This window comes from bacterium (genome assembly GCA_030693425.1).
Classification (GTDB): Bacteria; Patescibacteriota; Minisyncoccia; order Minisyncoccales; family GWA2-46-15; genus GWA2-46-15.
In genome coordinates, this window is record JAUYAM010000002.1 from 101,078 (window position 1) to 119,202 (window position 18,125).

Annotated in this window: 20 protein-coding genes; 5 read left to right on the forward strand and 15 right to left on the reverse strand. The window is 43.6% G+C overall.

The features are described 5' to 3' along the window. Positions 1-16 precede the first annotated feature (16 nt). The 6 genes from Q8N16_00935 to Q8N16_00960 all read right to left on the reverse strand — a co-directional run bounded on the left by Q8N16_00935 (position 17) and on the right by Q8N16_00960 (position 4,152). Positions 17-937: an NAD-dependent epimerase/dehydratase family protein gene (locus Q8N16_00935; GenBank protein ID MDP3093310.1), complete on the reverse strand. Its 921-nt coding sequence runs from the start codon at positions 935-937 to the stop codon at positions 17-19. Then, positions 918-1,493: a hypothetical protein gene (locus Q8N16_00940; protein MDP3093311.1), complete on the reverse strand. Its 576-nt coding sequence runs from the start codon at positions 1,491-1,493 to the stop codon at positions 918-920. The genes Q8N16_00935 and Q8N16_00940 overlap by 20 nt, the downstream gene beginning before the upstream one ends. Continuing rightward, a complete protein-coding gene (locus tag Q8N16_00945) occupies positions 1,477-2,709 on the reverse strand; it encodes a glycosyltransferase family 4 protein (GenBank protein MDP3093312.1) in 1,233 nt (410 codons plus the stop codon). Before Q8N16_00945 ends, Q8N16_00940 begins: the two co-directional genes overlap by 17 nt. Next, positions 2,706-2,945 carry a hypothetical protein gene (locus Q8N16_00950; GenBank protein MDP3093313.1) on the reverse strand — a complete coding sequence of 80 codons (240 nt, stop codon included), beginning with the start codon at positions 2,943-2,945 and terminating at the stop codon, positions 2,706-2,708. The genes Q8N16_00945 and Q8N16_00950 overlap by 4 nt, the downstream gene beginning before the upstream one ends. A gap of 103 nt (positions 2,946-3,048) precedes the next feature. Further along, positions 3,049-3,369 (reverse strand): adenylyltransferase/cytidyltransferase family protein, encoded by a 321-nt coding sequence (locus Q8N16_00955; protein MDP3093314.1) that lies wholly within the window; start codon positions 3,367-3,369, stop codon positions 3,049-3,051. A gap of 66 nt (positions 3,370-3,435) precedes the next feature. Next, positions 3,436-4,152, reverse strand: coding sequence for an HD domain-containing protein (locus Q8N16_00960; protein ID MDP3093315.1), 717 nt, complete (start codon positions 4,150-4,152; stop codon positions 3,436-3,438). Between the two features lie 277 nt (positions 4,153-4,429). Here Q8N16_00960 and Q8N16_00965 point away from each other — a divergent pair, with 277 nt between their 5' ends. Beyond that, on the forward strand, positions 4,430-4,855 hold the full coding sequence (locus Q8N16_00965; protein ID MDP3093316.1) for a class I SAM-dependent methyltransferase: 426 nt from the start codon (positions 4,430-4,432) through the stop codon (positions 4,853-4,855). Positions 4,856-4,958: 103 nt separating this feature from the next. On the opposite strand, the gene Q8N16_00970 is transcribed toward Q8N16_00965, so the two are convergent. The 6 genes from Q8N16_00970 to Q8N16_00995 all read right to left on the reverse strand — a co-directional run bounded on the left by Q8N16_00970 (position 4,959) and on the right by Q8N16_00995 (position 11,592). Continuing rightward, on the reverse strand, positions 4,959-5,243 hold the full coding sequence (locus Q8N16_00970; GenBank protein ID MDP3093317.1) for an ATP-binding protein: 285 nt from the start codon (positions 5,241-5,243) through the stop codon (positions 4,959-4,961). A 55-nt stretch (positions 5,244-5,298) separates the two neighbouring features. Continuing rightward, positions 5,299-6,429 (reverse strand): quinone-dependent dihydroorotate dehydrogenase, encoded by a 1,131-nt coding sequence (locus Q8N16_00975; GenBank protein ID MDP3093318.1) that lies wholly within the window; start codon positions 6,427-6,429, stop codon positions 5,299-5,301. A 76-nt stretch (positions 6,430-6,505) separates the two neighbouring features. Then, the gene (locus Q8N16_00980) at positions 6,506-7,837 is read right to left on the reverse strand and encodes an FAD-dependent oxidoreductase (protein MDP3093319.1); all 1,332 of its coding nucleotides are present in this window, start codon (positions 7,835-7,837) and stop codon (positions 6,506-6,508) included. A gap of 31 nt (positions 7,838-7,868) precedes the next feature. Beyond that, positions 7,869-10,112 (reverse strand): ATP-binding protein, encoded by a 2,244-nt coding sequence (locus Q8N16_00985; protein MDP3093320.1) that lies wholly within the window; start codon positions 10,110-10,112, stop codon positions 7,869-7,871. 54 nt (positions 10,113-10,166) lie between these two features. Next, the gene (locus tag Q8N16_00990; protein ID MDP3093321.1) at positions 10,167-11,171 is read right to left on the reverse strand and encodes a hypothetical protein; all 1,005 of its coding nucleotides are present in this window, start codon (positions 11,169-11,171) and stop codon (positions 10,167-10,169) included. 151 nt (positions 11,172-11,322) lie between these two features. Then, a complete protein-coding gene (locus Q8N16_00995; protein ID MDP3093322.1) occupies positions 11,323-11,592 on the reverse strand; it encodes a hypothetical protein in 270 nt (89 codons plus the stop codon). 506 nt (positions 11,593-12,098) lie between these two features. Between Q8N16_00995 and Q8N16_01000 the strand changes: the two genes are divergently transcribed. Together Q8N16_01000 and Q8N16_01005 are read left to right on the forward strand one after the other, a co-directional pair. Continuing rightward, on the forward strand, positions 12,099-12,755 hold the full coding sequence (locus Q8N16_01000; GenBank protein MDP3093323.1) for a hypothetical protein: 657 nt from the start codon (positions 12,099-12,101) through the stop codon (positions 12,753-12,755). 440 nt (positions 12,756-13,195) lie between these two features. Then, positions 13,196-13,618, forward strand: coding sequence for a hypothetical protein (locus Q8N16_01005; GenBank protein MDP3093324.1), 423 nt, complete (start codon positions 13,196-13,198; stop codon positions 13,616-13,618). 224 nt (positions 13,619-13,842) lie between these two features. Here Q8N16_01005 and Q8N16_01010 read toward each other — a convergent pair whose 3' ends face one another. From Q8N16_01010 to thpR, 3 genes are all read right to left on the reverse strand, one after another. Next, positions 13,843-14,118 carry a hypothetical protein gene (locus tag Q8N16_01010; GenBank protein ID MDP3093325.1) on the reverse strand — a complete coding sequence of 92 codons (276 nt, stop codon included), beginning with the start codon at positions 14,116-14,118 and terminating at the stop codon, positions 13,843-13,845. A 71-nt stretch (positions 14,119-14,189) separates the two neighbouring features. Next, the gene (locus Q8N16_01015) at positions 14,190-15,668 is read right to left on the reverse strand and encodes a Mur ligase domain-containing protein (GenBank protein MDP3093326.1); all 1,479 of its coding nucleotides are present in this window, start codon (positions 15,666-15,668) and stop codon (positions 14,190-14,192) included. Positions 15,669-15,720: 52 nt separating this feature from the next. Continuing rightward, a complete protein-coding gene (thpR, locus tag Q8N16_01020) occupies positions 15,721-16,317 on the reverse strand; it encodes an RNA 2',3'-cyclic phosphodiesterase (protein ID MDP3093327.1) in 597 nt (198 codons plus the stop codon). 40 nt (positions 16,318-16,357) lie between these two features. Here thpR and amrS point away from each other — a divergent pair, with 40 nt between their 5' ends. Both amrS and Q8N16_01030 read left to right on the forward strand, forming a co-directional pair. After that, on the forward strand, positions 16,358-17,422 hold the full coding sequence (amrS, locus tag Q8N16_01025; GenBank protein MDP3093328.1) for an AmmeMemoRadiSam system radical SAM enzyme: 1,065 nt from the start codon (positions 16,358-16,360) through the stop codon (positions 17,420-17,422). Further along, a complete protein-coding gene (locus Q8N16_01030) occupies positions 17,409-18,044 on the forward strand; it encodes a class III extradiol dioxygenase subunit B-like domain-containing protein (GenBank protein ID MDP3093329.1) in 636 nt (211 codons plus the stop codon). Before amrS ends, Q8N16_01030 begins: the two co-directional genes overlap by 14 nt. Positions 18,045-18,125: the final 81 nt, after the last annotated feature.

Genomic DNA, 18,125 nt, shown 5'->3' on the forward strand with positions numbered 1-18,125 from the left:
CCTATGTTCTAGACAATTAATGATCTATATAACAATAACACAAACCTGTTCTCAAAGCAACTCTTGGGCGCCATTTGGTCAATTCATTAATCTTTTTTATATCTGCTCTAATAATAGAAGAATCTAATATTCTTTGTCTTAGTTTTACAGATTTTAGTTCAAACCTTTTTCCCGAGATATTATTTAAAATTCCAAATACCTGCTCTACCGACCATGCCTTGCCGGTTCCTACATTGAAAATCTGATTTTTACAATTAGTCTTAGTAAGGCTAATTACGATGGCTCTTACAACATCCTCCACCCAAATATAATCCCTTCTACTTTTGAGATTACCTAGTTTTACCTCTTTATCTGCTTTCATTTGTTTGATTATCTCGGGAATCAAGTGCGATGTTGTATCGTTTGGGCCGTACACATTAAATAGCCTCAAGGCCGTATAATCAATTCCGAATATGGGACTTAAAGTTCCTATTATTTTCTCCCCTAATATTTTTGAAGCTCCATATATATCTAAAGATCCAACCTTATCAGTTTCTTTATGGGGCTTATTGCTGGGATAATAAACAGACGCTGAGGAAGAAAATATAAGTCTCTTTATGCCGTATTTTTTCATTAAAACAAGGATATTAAGGGTTCCGATTACATTTGTTTCAATCGTTTCTTTTTTATGGGCTTGACAATAAGGCATATAATGCTTTGCTGCTAAATGAATAATTGTGTCTATCTTCTCTTTTTTGAATACGTCCTCCAGTAGATTGCTCTTATATATATCTACTTTATAAAATTTTACTTCGTTATTGATAAACGGTTTTCTTTCAGAAGACAGGTCATCAATTACAATTACCTTATACCCTAATTTTATAAGACTATTAACCAAAAAGCTTCCTATAAATCCGCATCCTCCCGTCACAAGAATATTACTCTGTTTTCTTTTCATATATAAGTTTTTCTATTAAGTTTCTGATTATTTTTTCTTCTACAAATGCACTATCTTTAAAAACATTTAAACTTTTAGTGTTGTCTTTACCAAATAGCATTTCGCAATAAAGTTTTAAATTTCGATTATAATTTCTGACAAGTTTATCATTAATCAGAATAAATTCTTTTAAATCCTTATTATCAAGAGATTTAGTTCCTATAAGGTAATCTTTATAGTTTATGTTAAAAATAATACATAGGTCAAAGTTTTTATACGCCAAAAATCTCTCGTCTGCAATTAGTTTTCGTACGAGCGCATCTTTACTATCTCTACTTTTTATAAAAGATAGAGTAGAAGCAACAGACCTTTCTAAAACAACATCTGATTCCACTTCCATAGCCTTTTCTAAATTTTCTAAGTGCTTGTCATAATACCATCTATCTAGATCGGTTTTTTCTAATTTATGCTTTTTATGATCTGGCTCTCTTATAAATACAAAATCGTGCTTTTTTTCCAGAAATTCGCAAGCCAAGGTTTTTCCCAAAGCCCATAGGCCTTCAATTACGATTTTCATAATTTAAAGTTATATAATCTGGAACAGTAGACGAAAATTTTACTCTTTTTTCTTCCAGCCACATAGGTAGGGGCGATAGTCGTTGAAAAAAAATTTTATTCTTTTTCTCCTTATCCTTAACCCCAAGAACGAAAGAGCTTCTTTTTTTCTTAAATTTTGTTTTCTTGTAAAGCTTAATTACTTTCTCGGCTATAAAATCAAATGAAAACTTTTTGCAAACTATTTCCCGCGCTTTTTTACTTTGTTCGGTTGCTACTTTCAGGTCATCCAATAGTTTCTCAACTAATTTCGGATATTTAGTGATATCATTTTCAATAATTGCAATATTGCGTGGATAACCTGAAATTCCCATTTCAGTAGATACTATAGGAAGCCCTGAGGCCGCGTAATTTAAAAGTTTTACTTTCATTCCAGAACCTTCAAAGACCGGTGCTATTGCAATAGAAGATTCTTTCAAAAAGGGCCTAATATCATCCACCCCTCCAGTAAAAACAACCTTGTCGGAAGAGAATTTCCTGCGGAAAGAATCTTCTACCATGCCAATACACAACAGTCTGGCATTGATATGGGGCACTATCATTTTAATTGCTATTTCTGCAGCATTTCTGTTTGGTTCATAGAACATATTCCCCAGAAAAATAATTTGTCTTTTAGGTAAATTAGGAGAATTATACTTAAAATAATCAGTATCTATACCGTTCGGTATTAAATTTATTTTATCCTTGAGTATGCCCATGTGAATGAATTCTTTTTTATCTTTAGGCGTCATACATATTACCTCATGAGAAAGATAGCCGGCAGAATATTGTATAAATTCTGAAATATCAATATCCTGTCTATCGCACCCGAGAGTCTTCTTTATAATTGCGTCACAATCATGCATCTCTGTAACAAGCGGAATTCTTAATTCATTAGAATAATATGCCCCGTACGAAAGCACCGATGAAGAGTTATTCACTTGGATAATGTCTGGCTTTTCTTTGCTAATAACGTTTTTTACGAAGTCTATCTTTTTATAAAAAACTTCTGGTGAAAATATATGAAATACAAAAGGTTCCTTTTTTAGGTCGTTATGGGAAACCCATCCTCTCTCGCAAAGAAACATTACAACTCTAACCCCCTTTTCTTCAAGTTTTTTAGATAAATAGTACAGACGAAAGGCTACACCGCTTTTGGGAGGTATTTCAATGCCATCAAAGATTATACCTATTTTCATGATAGAAGATGTTCTTTCTTAAAATATTTATAATGATTCCTTTCCTTTTTGCTATGATTTGATCTACCAGCATTTTCATCTCCAAAAAAAGAAGCAAGCAGCCTTGCCAACCCTTTATTAAAGCAATACACTCTCCTGTTTTTGTAATTATAAATGTAAATTTTGTCGTTTATCTCTTTTGCTATTATCATAATTGTCGTCGTTTTTATATTTATGCTATTTCCTTCAGAATCCATAAGGTTACTTGTAATAATCTTGTTTTTCCAACATTAAAGCAGTTTTTAGTAGCAAACTCGAGCTTTGCAATTTCTGGCCTCCGACGCCAAAGACCACTTCTATTCATATTACTACCTCTGAAACATTCTCGGGAGTTAAATCTCCTCCCCTAGTAAAGATATTGGGCTTTATTTTCTCCAGTGTCTTAATTACTGTTCTGTGTTTGTCTATTGATAATACTGCTTCGTCCACCCACTTAATTGCTTTCACTATTTCAAATTTCTCTTTTCCTATCATAAAAGGCGCGCTTCCCTTTAATTTCACCTGTTCATCATTGTTCACTATCACTATCAATTTATCTCCAAGCTTCTTGGCACCTCTTAAATATTTTAAATGTCCTATATGAATTGGATTAAAATATCCGCTGGCAACAACTATTTTCATCATTTTGATCTTATGAAAATAACCCTGTAAATCTAAAATTTTTATGATTATCTATAAAGAGTTTAACTAGAAATATCCATCTATTTCTTTGTCTAGTCGTTTAAAAAAATCTGCCATAAATTTATGCCTATCTATCGCCATTTTTTTACCTTCTTCTGTAAGCATTCTGTCTTTAATTTTACAAAGCTTAACACTAAATTCTCTATAGGCAGTATCCTCTTTCGTATATGGCTTGGTTTTTTCCAGATCAATATCTTTATTATGAAGTCTGGCTCCGATTTCCCCAGAAAACAGAAAAGCCCTTCCTATGCCACAAGCTCCAATGGCATCAAGTTTATCCGCATCAAATAAGATTTGGGCCTCTCTACTCTGCGGGAAATTATTGCTTCTAAATCTGTGCGTTTTTATACAAGAAATAATTTTTTCTATTTTTTCTTGATCAATGTTATGTTTTTCTAAAAGTTCTTTGGCCAAAATCGCTCCCTTTTTGGCGTGACAAACCTTTCCATTTGACTTATATTCTTCTTCTCTGCCTATATCGTGTAAAATCGCGGCCATCCCTAGAACCTCTGTATCTACATTTTCCAAGCTACCTATTTTAATACAAAGATTATAAACTCTTAAAGTATGGTCCCAGTTGTGGCTTCCTCTAGAATTTATAAAAAACTTCCTTGCTTCTTTTTTGATTCCCGACCAATCAAGAGTCAATCCATTCTTCTTATAAATTTTTCCTTTTTGCTGCCCTATTTCTTTGGGACTCCCTTTAAACGTTTTTATTTCCATACAAATAAATTAGATTTAGTGTTTAAATTTATCGCAGAGCTACTCGAGTCACAGCTCTCTCGCGATCACTCGGGTCTGCACGATAAGAAATGGTCGTGGCGGGACACTCGGGTTAAGTGCCCAGGGTAGCCACATTTTTAAGAACATTATAGGTCTTTTTAGGCGATTTTGCCAGGGTTGAATTATTTCAATTGGCTGGTTTATATTAAACCCATCAGGCACTGGGTTACGCACATCCCGAGAGTTCGTACACACTTTCACCTAATTTGTTATAACCGTGATATTATTATTAATAATAGATAAGTATTTTTTAATTTTAATTTTATTTTACCTAATATTCTTAGGAGCCCTTTTTGAAGCCCCTTGGCTTCCTACAATGAAAAAGAACTTCGATAGAATAGCAAAATTAGCGGGTCTGCAACCAGGCATGTTGTTTTATGATCTGGGTAGCGGTAGCGGTGAATTGTTATTTTGCTTATCAAAGAAATATGATGTGAATTGTATCGGGATAGAGATTTCACCGCTTCTGTACTTGTATTCAAAAATCAAATCTTTATTTTTTAACAAAGTAAAAATTAGATACGGCAATTTTTACAAATACGATTTATCAAAAGCAGATGCGGTTTATGTTTTTCTATTCCCAAAAGCTTACTATAGATTAAAAACCAAAATTAGCTCGGGACTAAAAAAGGAGCAAGGGTAATATTATCTTACTGGCCCTTTGAATACTGGGAACCAACCGAAATAAGCGAAAAAGAAAATTCAGTCACCTATTATTTATATATTGTGCAAAAAGAAAAGGAAGGTTATTTTTTGTCAGTTAAAGCGGGAAGTTCAATATAAAAAGAGGTGCCTTTGTTTTTTCCGGCCGATTCAACTCTGATATCTCCGCCGTGGAGCCTGACGAATTTCTGGGCGATGTAAAGGCCAAGACCGGCTCCTTCGGTCCAGTATTTTCCGTCGGCCTGGCCTCTGGAAAAGCTTCGGAAAAGCTCTTTTAAGTCTTGTTTACTGATGCCCGCTCCCGTGTCTTTTATTTCTATGACGACTTTTTGGGGCGGGTGACAATGATCAACGAGTGCGCTTGGCAATAGGAGTTAATTCCAGTTTGGAAATTCAAGGCATTTCTTCACAATTAGATCTGTCTTAACTAATAGATAATTTTTCTGCGCCTCGGGCTTCTCGGATATTTTGAAAGCCGTCTTTTTTCAAAAGTTGCACCAAACCGCGATTGATTTCGCTGATGAACTGCGGGCCCTCAAAAATCATTCCGGTAATGAGTTGGACCAGCGAAGCGCCCGCTTTAATTTTTGTATAGGCGTCAATGGCTGAAAAAATGCCGCCGCAGCCAATAATAATATATTTTCCACCGCTTTTCCGATAAATGAAGCGAATTTGAGCGTTGGACAACTCTTCTGTTGGCTTTCCGCTAATGCCGCCTTTTTCTGGAACTATCTGATCGCCCATTTTTAACGCGCTTCTATTTTTAGTAAGATTGCCGCAGATAAATCCATGAATGCGGTGGTTCTCGCATACTCGGAGGATAGCGTCAATCTGTTCTTCGCTTAGATCAGGAGACATTTTTAAAAAGATGGGTTTCTTCGTAGAAACGGCGTCAATTGCTAAAAGAAGACGGTTGAGTCGATCGGGTTCGGTAAAGGGCTCGCCGCCAAAAGCGTTCGGGCAGCTAATGTTGATGGTAAAGTAATGACCAATATCAACAAACTGGCGAAACGCTTTTAGATAATCGTTAATTCCGGCTTCGGTTTCAACCGTGGCTAAACTATTAGTCTTGGCAATACTTGTTCCGAGAGGGATTTTGAAATTTTTTGAGCGTAACCGGCCAGCTATTTTTTCACATCCTTGATTCTTTAATCCGTAATATACTAGGAGAGAGCGCGATTCTTTCAAACGCCATAACCGCGGCTTAGGATTGCCTTCGCACGGTTCACCGGTGATGGATCCTACTTCCGCAAATCCAAACCCAACGCAAGGAAGAATGTCAGTGAGCAAGGCGTCTTTATCAAAGCCAGCAGCCAATCCCACTGGATTAGGAAAATGTATTCCGAGGAGATTTTGTTCCAGCATCGGATGAGTAAAAGAAAATGACAGCGACGTTGCCTTTCTTGTAATCGCGCGTTGTCCGAGAAACTTGCCTATCCGCGTCATGGCGTTGTGAACTTCTTCCGGATCGAGGCGAAAATAAATAGGTTTTAATATATTGGCGTAAAAAAAGTGAAACAATTTGTTTCGCGCCGCTATCGTCAAATTATTCATAGTCCATTTCTTAGTTTTATTTCTAAAGGCGACTGTCGCCTTATAGCAAGAAGAAAATCGTCAGTAAAATAATCGTTTAGGGTGAAAACTGGCTGGCGACTCGAGCAAAATCCCAGATTCCCGTCCGATTCGACTCCCCTATTTTCAAATGGTCCAAGCAATGATTCTCCCTTAGCTTTTTGATGAGATGAGCGGTGTAAGCCGGGGCGCCGGTGGCGCCGGGGGAGTTAAAGTTCAAGACGTGGAAGGATCTGTGACCGAAAATTTCCAATGCTTCTTTGACGAATTTCCCCTGACGATCAATGACCGGACTGCGAATGCCGGCCGAGCCTTTCTTCGTTAGATATTCTGGTTTGACGCCGGGTAAAAACTTCCTGACTCGTCGGACCATTGCTTCCTTAAAAAAAGAACTTTGCCACTCTTCCAGGGCCAAGCGCAGAAACTCATGATTCATCATCAGTTTGATTTTATTTGCCAGGGGCATTTCAAAAACTTTCTTTAAGCCGGAAAGCGGATTCTCGAAAAATCCTTTATAGGCGTAAGGGCCCAGAACCGGCACGGCCGTTGGGCCGATCTCAACTTGATCGTCCCAACGGCTGATCCAGTGCGGGTCGAGAAAAGGAAATTCCGAGTGGCGCGGCACCGAGTAGATATTATGATTGGCCAAACCGGCTCGCGCCGGATCAACGATCCAGTATTCTCCGCGGAAATTTAAGTCGGTTAAATCTCGCGCCACGCCCAGAAGATGGGCAATTTTTACGGCTTGGCCGCCGGCGCAGTTCAGCACATATTTGGCCGAAAGATTTTTGCCGTTAGCAAGGGCGAGGTCAAGACAGCCGCCGGTTTTTTTGATTTTTTTAACCTCGCATTCCAGCAAAAATTCAACCCCGTCGTTTTCCGCGTCGCTTCTTAAACTTTTTGTCAATGCGTAAAAATCGGTGGCAACGTCCGTTTTGCAGAAAAAAGCTCCTCGGCACTCTATATTCGGCTCCATTTTCTTTGCCTCCGCCGAATCCAGAAGCTCGATTTCCTTTTCGTCCATTCCGTTCTCCGCCGACCATTTCTGGTATTTCTTGAGGGTCAGCAGATCGGCCTCGTTAAGAGCCACCTCGAGCGTTCCCCTTTTGACCCAGGGGAGCTGTTTCAGCGAAGCGTATTTTTCCCAGAGCGGAAAAGACAAGAGAGCCGAGCGGGCGAAAATTTTCTTTTTTTCCGGATCGAGGTAAAACGGCCGGTGGACAACTCCGGTATTACGCTTGGTGGCGTGCAGGCCGGTGTCGTTCTCTTTTTCTATGACGACAATCCCCCCTGTTTCGTAAATGGTTGCCAGCCAATAAGCCAGGGTTGTTCCCAGAATTCCTCCGCCTACGATCGCCAGATTGTATGTTTTGCTTTTTGGCAGATCCATTCTTGCTGTTTTTTGGCCCAGTCGGCTCCTCTCAGCGGTCTCGACTTGTTTTGCTTAGGATTAGATTCCCTATTTCATTTTTGTCTGCTGCCATCGGCAGATCAATGTAAAAAGAGGTGCCTTTGTTTTTTCCGGCTGATTCGGCGCGGATATCGCCGCCGTGGAGCTTGACGAATTTCTGGGCGATGTAAAGGCCCAACCCGGCTCCTTCGGTCCAGTAGCGGTCGCCGGCGTGGCCTCTAGAAAAGCTTTTGAAAAGGTCTTTGAGGTCTTTTTTGCTGATACCCGCCCCGGTGTCTTTTATTTCAATGACGACTTTTTGGGATAGTCCCCGGCTTTGACTGGCTTCGACGGTAATGTTTCCCTTTTGGGTGTAGAGGATGGCGTTGTCAATGATAATAATAAGCACCTGCCTGATTTTTTCCTTGTCCATAAGAATTTGGGGCAACGGCTCTTTCTCCTCTTTGTAGGCTAAAACTAGGTTCTTTCCCTTGGCTTCGGTTTTTAGGGCTTCGATGACGCTGGTAATCAGTTCTTTGAGCGAGCTCTTTTCCAGGTTTAGTTCGATTCGGCCGGCTTCTATTCTGGAAACTGTTAAAATATCTCCGACCAGCTTTATTAACCTCTCGTTTGTCTGAAAAACTCTTTGGATAGGCTCTTTCATTCTCCCGGGCATGTTTCCGTAGGTTCCTTCAACGGCCATCGACAAATACCCCTTGATAATACTCAAAGGAGTTCTTAGTTGGTGCGAAGCAATGGAGATAAACTCCGATTTTGCCTCGTCTAGTTTTTTGAGCTCTTCGTAAGCCTCTTTTAATTCTCTGGTTTGTTCATCAACCTTGGCTTGGAGGTTTTTTGACAAGTCTTGAACTTGGGAATAAAGCTTGGCGTTTTGCAGGGCAATCGAGGCCTGATGCGACAGGGCCGTGAGCAGGTCCAAGTCCTCTTTGGAATAGGAATCTCCGGAAATCTTGTTGCCCAGGACGATGATGCCGATAATTTTATCTTCGATTAAAAGCGGCAGGCAGAGGCTGGCCTCAATCCTTTTCATGTTTTGCTTCAGCTTTTCGAGATCGGTTTTTTCCGTCATTTTGCTGTCTCTAATGACCAAAGACAATTCCTCATAAACCAAGGCTCTTTTGGTTTTCTCGAGATATGAGGTTAAGAAATCGTCCCTGACCAAAGAGATGCCGTTTTCCTCTCTGAATCCGATATTCTTTTTGATCTGGTAGTCTCCGGTTTGAGGATCCCTTAAAAGGATGACCGTTCTGTCTAACTTCATGGTTTCTACCAGGGTGCTGGTGATTAAAGAAGCTAACTGATCAAGGTCTAATACTCGGGTCAATTTTCTTCCCATGTTGATGATGACCGTTTGATACGAATAGAATGTGTAATAGAAATATTTTGAAGCCAGGTTTTCAAAAAAACGGTAGACCGGTTGAAATAAAAGGATGCTTAAAAAAATAATTAATGGTCCTAAAACATTGAAAGTTGCTGGTTGCTCTAATTTGTTATTCAGAATGATTGTCAAAGAAGCCAGACCGATGACGACAAGGAAGGAAAGAAAATAAACCGCGCTTTTGCCGATGACAAAACGGATATCCATTAGTTGATAGACCATGACGGCGTAAGAAACAAAACCGACCATGAAAAGAGTTGCCACCTGGCCAAGCCAATTAAAGCGGAAATCACCGATGGTCGGCAGGAATAAATTAAAGATTGATCCCAGAACAATGGAAAGGCTGGTCCCCAAGAGCATATACCTGACTTGTGATTTTAGGATCCCATGAGACTTTATATATCTTTTAAAAAGATTCCAAAGAGCCCAGGTGAAATAGCTGGAAATGTAGACCGTATAAAGGAGATAAGCTGGTCCCCAAAGAATTTCTTTTTCTTGGCCAAGATGAACTTTTACATCTTTGATAATCATTCCTTTCAAAGCTACCAAGACGACTACAATAATCATTGGCAAGACAATCAAGAGACATTCTCTTTTTGTGATTTTCCATTCTCCGTGGGGGTAGATAAAGGTAAAATATAAGAAAGAGATCGGAATAAGGGTGGCCGAAACATAAAGAATCTGGCACCAAATAACAGAAGTTTCTTGCGGCGAGGATCTGTAGAGAATCATCGAGGCTATCCAGAGGATGACTGCTCCGATAACAGTGCTCCAAATCAAATTTACTTTTCCTCTTTTGCTTTTAAAATAACTGAAAAATGCCAAAGCAAAATTAGCAATCAGGACAATTACAAGAATAGTATTTTTCCAGTCCATATTGATTTATATTACCACCAAAAGTTTTGAAAATCAAAAGTGAGCCCTTGTCAGCTAGAGCTCACTTTGATGTTCGACTATGGGTGCCGTAAACCCAAGCATCCTTGCGGCATTATTGAATCGCTGCTGGTCATCAATCTTAGCGTTATCGGCAGCGATAACAATCGCCTCGACGCAGCACCCTGGCAGCCAAGTAGGTTTCCATTTCGGAAGCCGTGGCATAAAGATGCTCCCTTTTAGCGTCAGGGTGGCCTTGATCACTCTGCCCTCCTTTCTTTTTATAGCTGCGACCAAGCGCTTGGGCAATTGAGGGTGCGTATCATCAACGACGATGACCCCGTTATCCAAATGGTCAATTACGGTTTCCATCTGTTCTCCTCTTGCGGTCAGGACAACCACGACATTGCATCCAGAAACCGCTGCTGGATCACGAGCCCTCCGCTTATCGGCGCGAGGATCAATAGCGACTACTTTCCAGGTTTCTTTGAGGGTATTGACCACTCGGGAACCAAGGTATCCATAACCTCCCAAGACGCCGATCTTGACCTGTTCTGGGCTAAGACCGGCATCGGCGATAGCTTGTTGTGTGACGGCAACAACAGTGTAGGTTGAGCCCATGTTGCCGGCCACAATCGGCGCGGGTAAGCTACTATAGCCGTTTTGGAGCAGTACGCTAGGAAGCCGTCCGGCTAGGGCGACTGCCTTAGCGCCGATGGCATCGGCGAGGCTTTTAACCTCTTTAACCATCCTTTCAAGTCTTTGATGTCGATGACCTGCGTCTTCCATTTCCTCGATCGTGCGAGGGATGGTGACTACCAGTCCAGGGTACCTTCCTTTTATTACGCCGATGACCGAGATCATTGGCGCAATTTCCCGGTACCACAGAGGCGCATAGCCGCGCACTTGATCTAAGGTTCCGGGGTAAACCAGGAATATGAACCGGAAGACTGGTCGGCCAAGTTTTTTTGCCACCCTGAGGGGCATTAAAACGATTGGCCAAAGCAGGTTCATCGTGAAATAGGCCGCAAACCGGCCCAAGAACCACAATTGTCGTTTCATCTGCCACCTCCTGGGTGATTTTCGTAAAGGTCTGCTGACAAGACCTTATTGACAATGTTGCTAATTTATTTATAGCAGAAGTCGAGCAAAAAGAAAAGAGGCCTCAGCAACTATGTGTGAGGTCTCTTTTAGGTGAAGGGGCGCCGGTCATCTATGCGCCGTGACCGCCTTGCATGACCGCCCTGATGCCGAGAATCGCGCCGGCAATGACTGCTCCGGCAAACGCCAGCCCTATAACTAGCGGGCTGATGTTCATTTCGGCGGTAACAGCACCGATGATCCCAATTGCTGCGACAGCAATTACGATCAATCCTAACCCCCTAACCAAGGGCACTACGATCCAAATCCAAAACTCGTTCATGGTAATCTCCTTTTCCTTTCCTTGGAATAGTTCGAATATGCTGATTTTTTCATAACACAAGTTAGTCGAAAAGAAAAGACCCGGCGCGCTTTGATGAGCGGCCGGGACTTTCTTCCGTGCGGCTGGCTAACATACCAGCGCGCACAGGGGCAAGGGCGGGAATTCATAATAGAATCGCAGCCAGATCATGCCGGCCGCGATCACCACGATCGCCAAGCCGAAGGCGATCGGCACCACCCTCGCCGGGAGGGAAAGTTTATTGACCATCACGCACCTCCTTGTGCTATCTATATTAAATCAGAAAACGTTCAGAAGATCAATTAAAATTTAGTCATCGGCAGTTCAACGTAAAAAGCGGTGCCTTTGTTTTTTCCCGCTGATTCGGCGCGGATATCGCCGCCGTGGCCAGAGATAAAATGTCCGAGGATAACGAATTTCATTATTAGACAAATCTCCTTTAACTGCTTATTATTTTAGCACGATAGCTGGGGTTGCCAAGCCTTGACTTTCCCTACAGGGCGTGGTATAATTGAGGTGTTGTACACTGTCAATCCCGCTGAGGCGTTATGCCGGAAGCGGGAAAAATATTCAGAAAAGGAGAAGTACAGATGAATACGACGAATTTGCAACAAGCTTTGCAAGAGGCTCGGGAACGAGCCGAACAGGCCGAACGGGCTCGTGTCGAAGCCGAGACCCAAGCGAAGCTCTTCGGAGTTTTGGCCCGGGTAGCCCAGGCCGATGTCAAGGCCACTCAGGCCGTGGTCGATGTCAAAGAGACCGAGGCTACTTGGCGGAAAGCCGGCGAAAACGAGGCAATCGCCTCCGAGGCCAAAACCAAGGCCGAGGCCGGAAAGACCGAGGCCGAGAAGAAATTGGTCCAGGCCAAAGCTGACTTCAAGGTCGCCGAGGCCAGTGAGGTTCAGGCCAAGGATATTCTGGTTGCAGCCGCCAAGGTGGCTCAGGCCATGGCTATTGCCAAGGCCGATGCTGACAAGGATCTGGCCGTGGCCCGAGCAGAGCTGGAAAAAATCCAGCCTCTGGCCCCCGCCCCCGAGCCCACTCCAGTTCCCGTTCTCGACTCCGTTCCGGCCAAAGCCCATGTCGGATTTTGGGCCAAGTTGTTTGGGGGTCAATCAACCGTCAAATGCCCGAGCTGCGGGCAGATGACGCCTCAGGGGCCATTCTGCGTTAACTGCAGCGGGGCACTAGGAGGTGTTGCATGACCTCCCTTACTTGCCCTGGCTGTGGCCAGCCGGTTCGGGTCGGCTGGAAGTTCTGCGGCAGTTGTCGCACTCCATTGTCCGCCCCGCCCGCCGCCGCTACCCCCGCCCAGCCTGCGCCTCAGGCCACGCCCCGGATCCCGTTTCGCGTGCGGATCCGGAAGAACTGGCCCCTGTGGGTGGGCCTGGCGGTCATCGGGTCGTGCTGCATGTGCGGGGCCCTGCTAGTCTCGGCCCTTTGGCTCGAGACGCTGAAATCCACTGTTCAAACAGTGGCTCAGCAGCAGGTCGAGCCGCCGGCATCGTATGTGCCGACGCAGGCCCCGGCCGTGGTCCCTCAACCTGATTCTGGGGCCCAGCCCCAGCCCGGGACATCTGATCCCGGGATCGCACCTCTCGCGCCCCTGTCGCTCCCGCCCGCCCTGTCCGGCCAATACCAGGTGGTGGATCCTGACGGAAATTACCTCGTCGGGACCATCACTTTCGCCGATGGGGCCGGCTGCTACGACGGGTGCGGGTCTTTCTCAGCGAATATCACGCCGAGAGAAGTCCAGGCCATGGACGACGGCACGATCGTCTTCCACTTCCAGATCGATTTTCTGGAGGTCAGCGGCAATCCATATTTCCGGCAGGAGTTCTTGAACGCCACAATGTATATCAACAACGTGGAGTTCAAGCCCACCGGCAGTTCTCTCCCAAGTCAGGTTACCCCGGAATTAGTGGGGAAACCACTGATGGGGTACCTGACATTCCCGGGACGGATTCTCGCGGTGGATCCAGCGAATTCACCGGAGTATAGTTTCCGGCTCGAGATTCCCCTTCTCAATCAGCCACTAGTAGGAGGGTGGCTGAAACCAAAGAGCTAGGAAGGTAGCTCAAATGAGAAAAAAAGTGCCCAAAGTATATGCCCAAAGCGTATGCGGCGGGCACTTTTTCATTAGCATTTCGATCAGACAGTTCCTCTTTATTACAACGCCGCCGGGGCGCGTTGTGTTAAACTTCACTTCGTACAAGATCATTTCAAAAACAACCATACAAAAAATCCACGATCGTGGATTTTTTGTAATCTTGGCATTTCATCTTCCGGTCTTTATTCAGTCGGCAGGTTGCCCGGCGGTTCGGGGTCTTTTGAGGCTAATAGCCGAGGTTCTTGGCCAGCCGGCAAAGAAACTGGCGCTGGCGTTGGTGCCTGGCTCACCTGCCTCTTTGCGAGCTCGGGTGTTTTCTCTGGTTTTGACTCCATGACAGGTTCAGCCTTTATTTTCGGCAAGCTGGGCTTAATAATTGGTTTTTGCTTTCTTTGGAAACGCTGAAAAGCAAAGATAGTCAGACAAACCGCCAGAAGGATTAAGAAAAAAAGTGTCATGTTTTTTGTGAGTTGCTTAACCCGGTTAAGCAACAGACCCTTTATATTTTATCCGCGCACCAGTCCCGCTTTTAGCGGGACGGTGCGGGATTCCGCTCCACGCGTAAGCGTGGGAGGAATCCCGTAGCGGAGAAGATACCACGCGCTTGCGCGTGGAGCTTCATTTTCTTCTTTTCTGTTTTGCCTGTCAATAAAAGCGATAAGTTATAGATATCCCCTGCCCCCATGATAACCAGAACTTCGTTGCCTGTCAGGTTTTTCTTTAAGTAAGTGACAATTTTTCGGGCAGTCGGAATATAAAAGATCTTTGTATTTCGTATATCGTATTTTGTATCTAGTATTTGTTGGACGGCGACGGCGAGCTTTTGAGAATCGACTTTCTTTTTAATAGCCTGGCTTTCGCGGCCAGCCACGCTGTAAATTGGCGCCAAAATGAGCTTATTAATAGGAGCCGCAGCCAAAACTTTGACAAAATCTTTGAACAAATAATATGTCCTTTGATATTGGTGAGGCTGGAAAACGCAAAAGATTTTCTTTTTCGGATATTTTTCCCTAACAGCTTTAAGAGTGACTTCGATTTCTTTTGGGTGATGGGCGTAGTCGGAAATTAGTTTATAGTTTATAGTTTTTAGTTTAATAGTTCTTTCTTCAAAGCGGCGCCAGGCGCCGCGATATTCGCTTAACGCCTGAAAGCTGGTTTTGTCCGGGATTTTTAAGATTCTGGCAACTGAAAGGGCTGCCAAAGCATCAGCAACTATATGTTCGCCAGGTATTTTCAGTATTTTTCTTAGTTTTTCTGCTTCTTTCAATTTTCTATCAAATAATACCGTGTTTTTCACGGCCGTGAAAAAGATGGTTTTCTCATTTATGTTTGTTACCAGCCAGCCATGTTTTGGCAAATGCCCGACGAATTTTCTGAAAGTCTTGATAATATTGCCTAAGGTTTTAAAGTAATCCAAGTGGTCTTTATCAATCGTTGTCAGAACGATGATTTGGGGCCAGTAGTTCAAAAAAGAAGAGGCGTATTCATCGGCTTCGATGACGAGTATTTTGTATTTAGTATTTAGTATCTTGTATCCGAATTTTTTCCCAAGGCGGAAGTTACTATCGCCGAATTCTTTTAGTTTTGTGCCGATGATCACGGTCGGGTCAAGGCCGGCCTTTATCAGGATCAAAGAAATCATCGCGGTGGTCGTGCCTTTGCCGTGAGTGCCGCAGACGGCAATGGTAAAGTATTGTTTAGTCAGCTTGCCAAGCGCTTCGGGATATGATTGGCGCTTAATCCTCCATTCCTTCGCCGCTTTTAACTCTGGGTTGTTTGGTTGAACCGCCGGGCTGTAAATCACCAAATCCGGCAACTGTTTAACCTCAGGGGTTAAACATTGGGGGTTGTGTTTGCCGATTCGAACTCTGGCTCCTAATTTTTCTAAGGCCTTGGTTATTTCAGACTCAGCCAAATCAGACCCTGAAACCTGGTGGCCTTGTGAAAGATAATATCTGGCTAGAGCTGAAACGCCGATGCCGCCAATGCCAATGAAGTGAACTCTCATAAAGCGGAAAGTTTAGAACTGGAGTTTTGACTTTTAAATTATGATTTTGCCCTTAGCTTGAGAGCGGACAGCTTTCAAGAATTGAATATTCCGGCCCTTCTTTTGCCAGCTCGCTTTCCATGACTTCAATTGATTCAACCGGGATTTTCAGAGAAATTTCCTTGTCGATTTCCGGAATTTCTTCCAATTCCATTTCCCGGAACTGCCATTGTTTGATTCTGGCCAGAGTGACGTGGGGAGAAAATTGATTGTCTTTGGAGTCTTTCACCACTTTTTCAAAAAGGGAGTTTTCTAAGTCCTGCCGAAGAGCAGAAAGCTCTTTGACTGCTTTTCCGCTCGCCCAGACCATACGCGGCAGCTTTCCTGCCCCGTGGAGGCCTTGCTTCTTTTCGGGATTCCCCGGCGGTCCGTAAGAGATCCTGTTCAGCTCAAAGACAAAAGGTTTGTGTATTGAGCAAGTTTTCCTGACGATTTCGCAGGTTTCCAGGAGTTCTTCGTCGCTGGCGTACCCTAAGAACAAGAGCGTTAAATGGAGGTTCTCCTTCTTTGTCCACCTGCAGGGCAGTTCCGGAAACTCGTCTCTGGTTCTGTTCAGGCTTTCCTTGACGTCTTTTGGGAAGTTGACGGCGATAAAAATTCTGTGTCCCATATTTTTGAATTATAGCAGAAAAAGCATTATAATTGAATAAATGAGAGAAGCTTTAGTTTACGAAAAACTGAAAGAAGGTTTGGTCCGCTGTCAGGTTTGCCAGAGGCGGTGTTTGGTTGCAGAGGGCAAGACCGGCTTTTGCTTGACAAAGAGAAATAAAGGCGGAAAACTAGTCAGCCTGAATTACGGCCTGATCCGAGGAGTCCAATTGGACCCGATTGAGAAAAAGCCTTTTTACCATTTCCGTCCGGGCGCCTGGGTTCCTTCGATCGGAAACTTTGGCTGCAATTTTAGGTGCAAGCAGTGCCTGAACTGGTGGTGCTCCTGGGGCGAGCCCGCCCAAATTTTGCTCCGCAAAATTCTGGCGGGTGAACCGGCTGAAATAATTAAACCAGAGCAGCTTATATCTGATTTTAAAAAAGCCGGTTACAAAAGTATTGCTTTCACTTACAACGAGCCGGTTGTCTGGGCAGAATACGTTTTAGACGCTTCAAAGCTGGCAAAACAGGAAGGTTTTTTTACCGTCTTTGTCACCAACGGCTCCTGGACTAAGGAAACCTTAGATAAGATCGGCAAGTTCATTGACGCCGCCAACATCGATTTCAAAGGCTTTTCTGATAAGACTTACAGCAAAATGGGCGCTTTTTTCGGGCAGGTTCCCGAGATGGCAAAGTACGCCCAGGAAAAACACAAAATCTTTATTGAGATTACCACTCTCTTGATTCCTGGAATCAACGACGGCAAGGAAGAGTTGGAAGAAATGACAAGATGGATGGTAAAGCACTTGGGCCCAAAGACTCCCTGGCATCTAAGCCGTTTTGACCCGGATCTTGCTCCCGACAAAAGCTTTCAGGCCCTGCCCCAGACTTCGGTTAAAGATTTAGACAAGGCTGCGGCCATCGGCAAGAAGTCGGGATTGAAGTTTATCTATATCTGGGCGCCGGGTCAGAATTTACCCGGAGGCCTCTATGCCCAGGGCAATACCTTTTGTCCGAAGTGCGGCCAGCTGGCGATAGAAAGAACTGCCTGGCAGCCAAAGCTGGTTGGCATAGACAAAAATGGCTGTTGCTCAAATTGCCAAGAGGATTTAAATGTTAAATTATAATTCCATGATTTCCTTCGCCTGTTTTTCGCCTCATCCGCCGCTTCTGCTTCCCTACATCGGCTCTATTGACGACAGGATTAAGGTCAAAAAGACGCTCCAGGCCCTAGAGTCTTTGGCGAAACAATTTAAGGAAGCTGAAATAGACGAGATTGTCATTTCCTCTCCTCATTCTGACTGGGGCTTTAACGTTCCCCTTTATTTTTTAGCCAACAACTTTAAAGGAAAGACTACTCCTTACTTGCTGGAATCGGAACCTCCGAGGTTTTATTTCAAAGAAGCAGAAAAACTGTATAGATCTAAGATTTCTAATTTAAAGTCTAAGGTTGCCTTAATTGCCTCCGGGGATACCTCCCATTGTTTGAAAAAAGACGGTCCCTACGGCCTTCATGCCGAAGGCCCAAAATTTGACAGAGACTTGATCAGCTATTTGAAAGAGAAAAACATTGAAAAGATCTTAAGTCTAGCTGAGATTTATCCCAATGCCGCAGAATGCGGCTTGAGATCTTTTTCCTTTATCCTGGGCATTCTTGAAGCCTCTGGGATAGACTGGCAATCGGAGATCTTGTCCTACGAGGGTCCTTTGGGAGTCGGCTACCTCGTCGCCAATTTTAAACTTAATTGAAGAAAAGAAGCCGTTTTGTCAAATCAAAAAGACTGCCATTTAATTTTCTCACTTCACTGCTACGTAGCAGTGAAGTGAGGA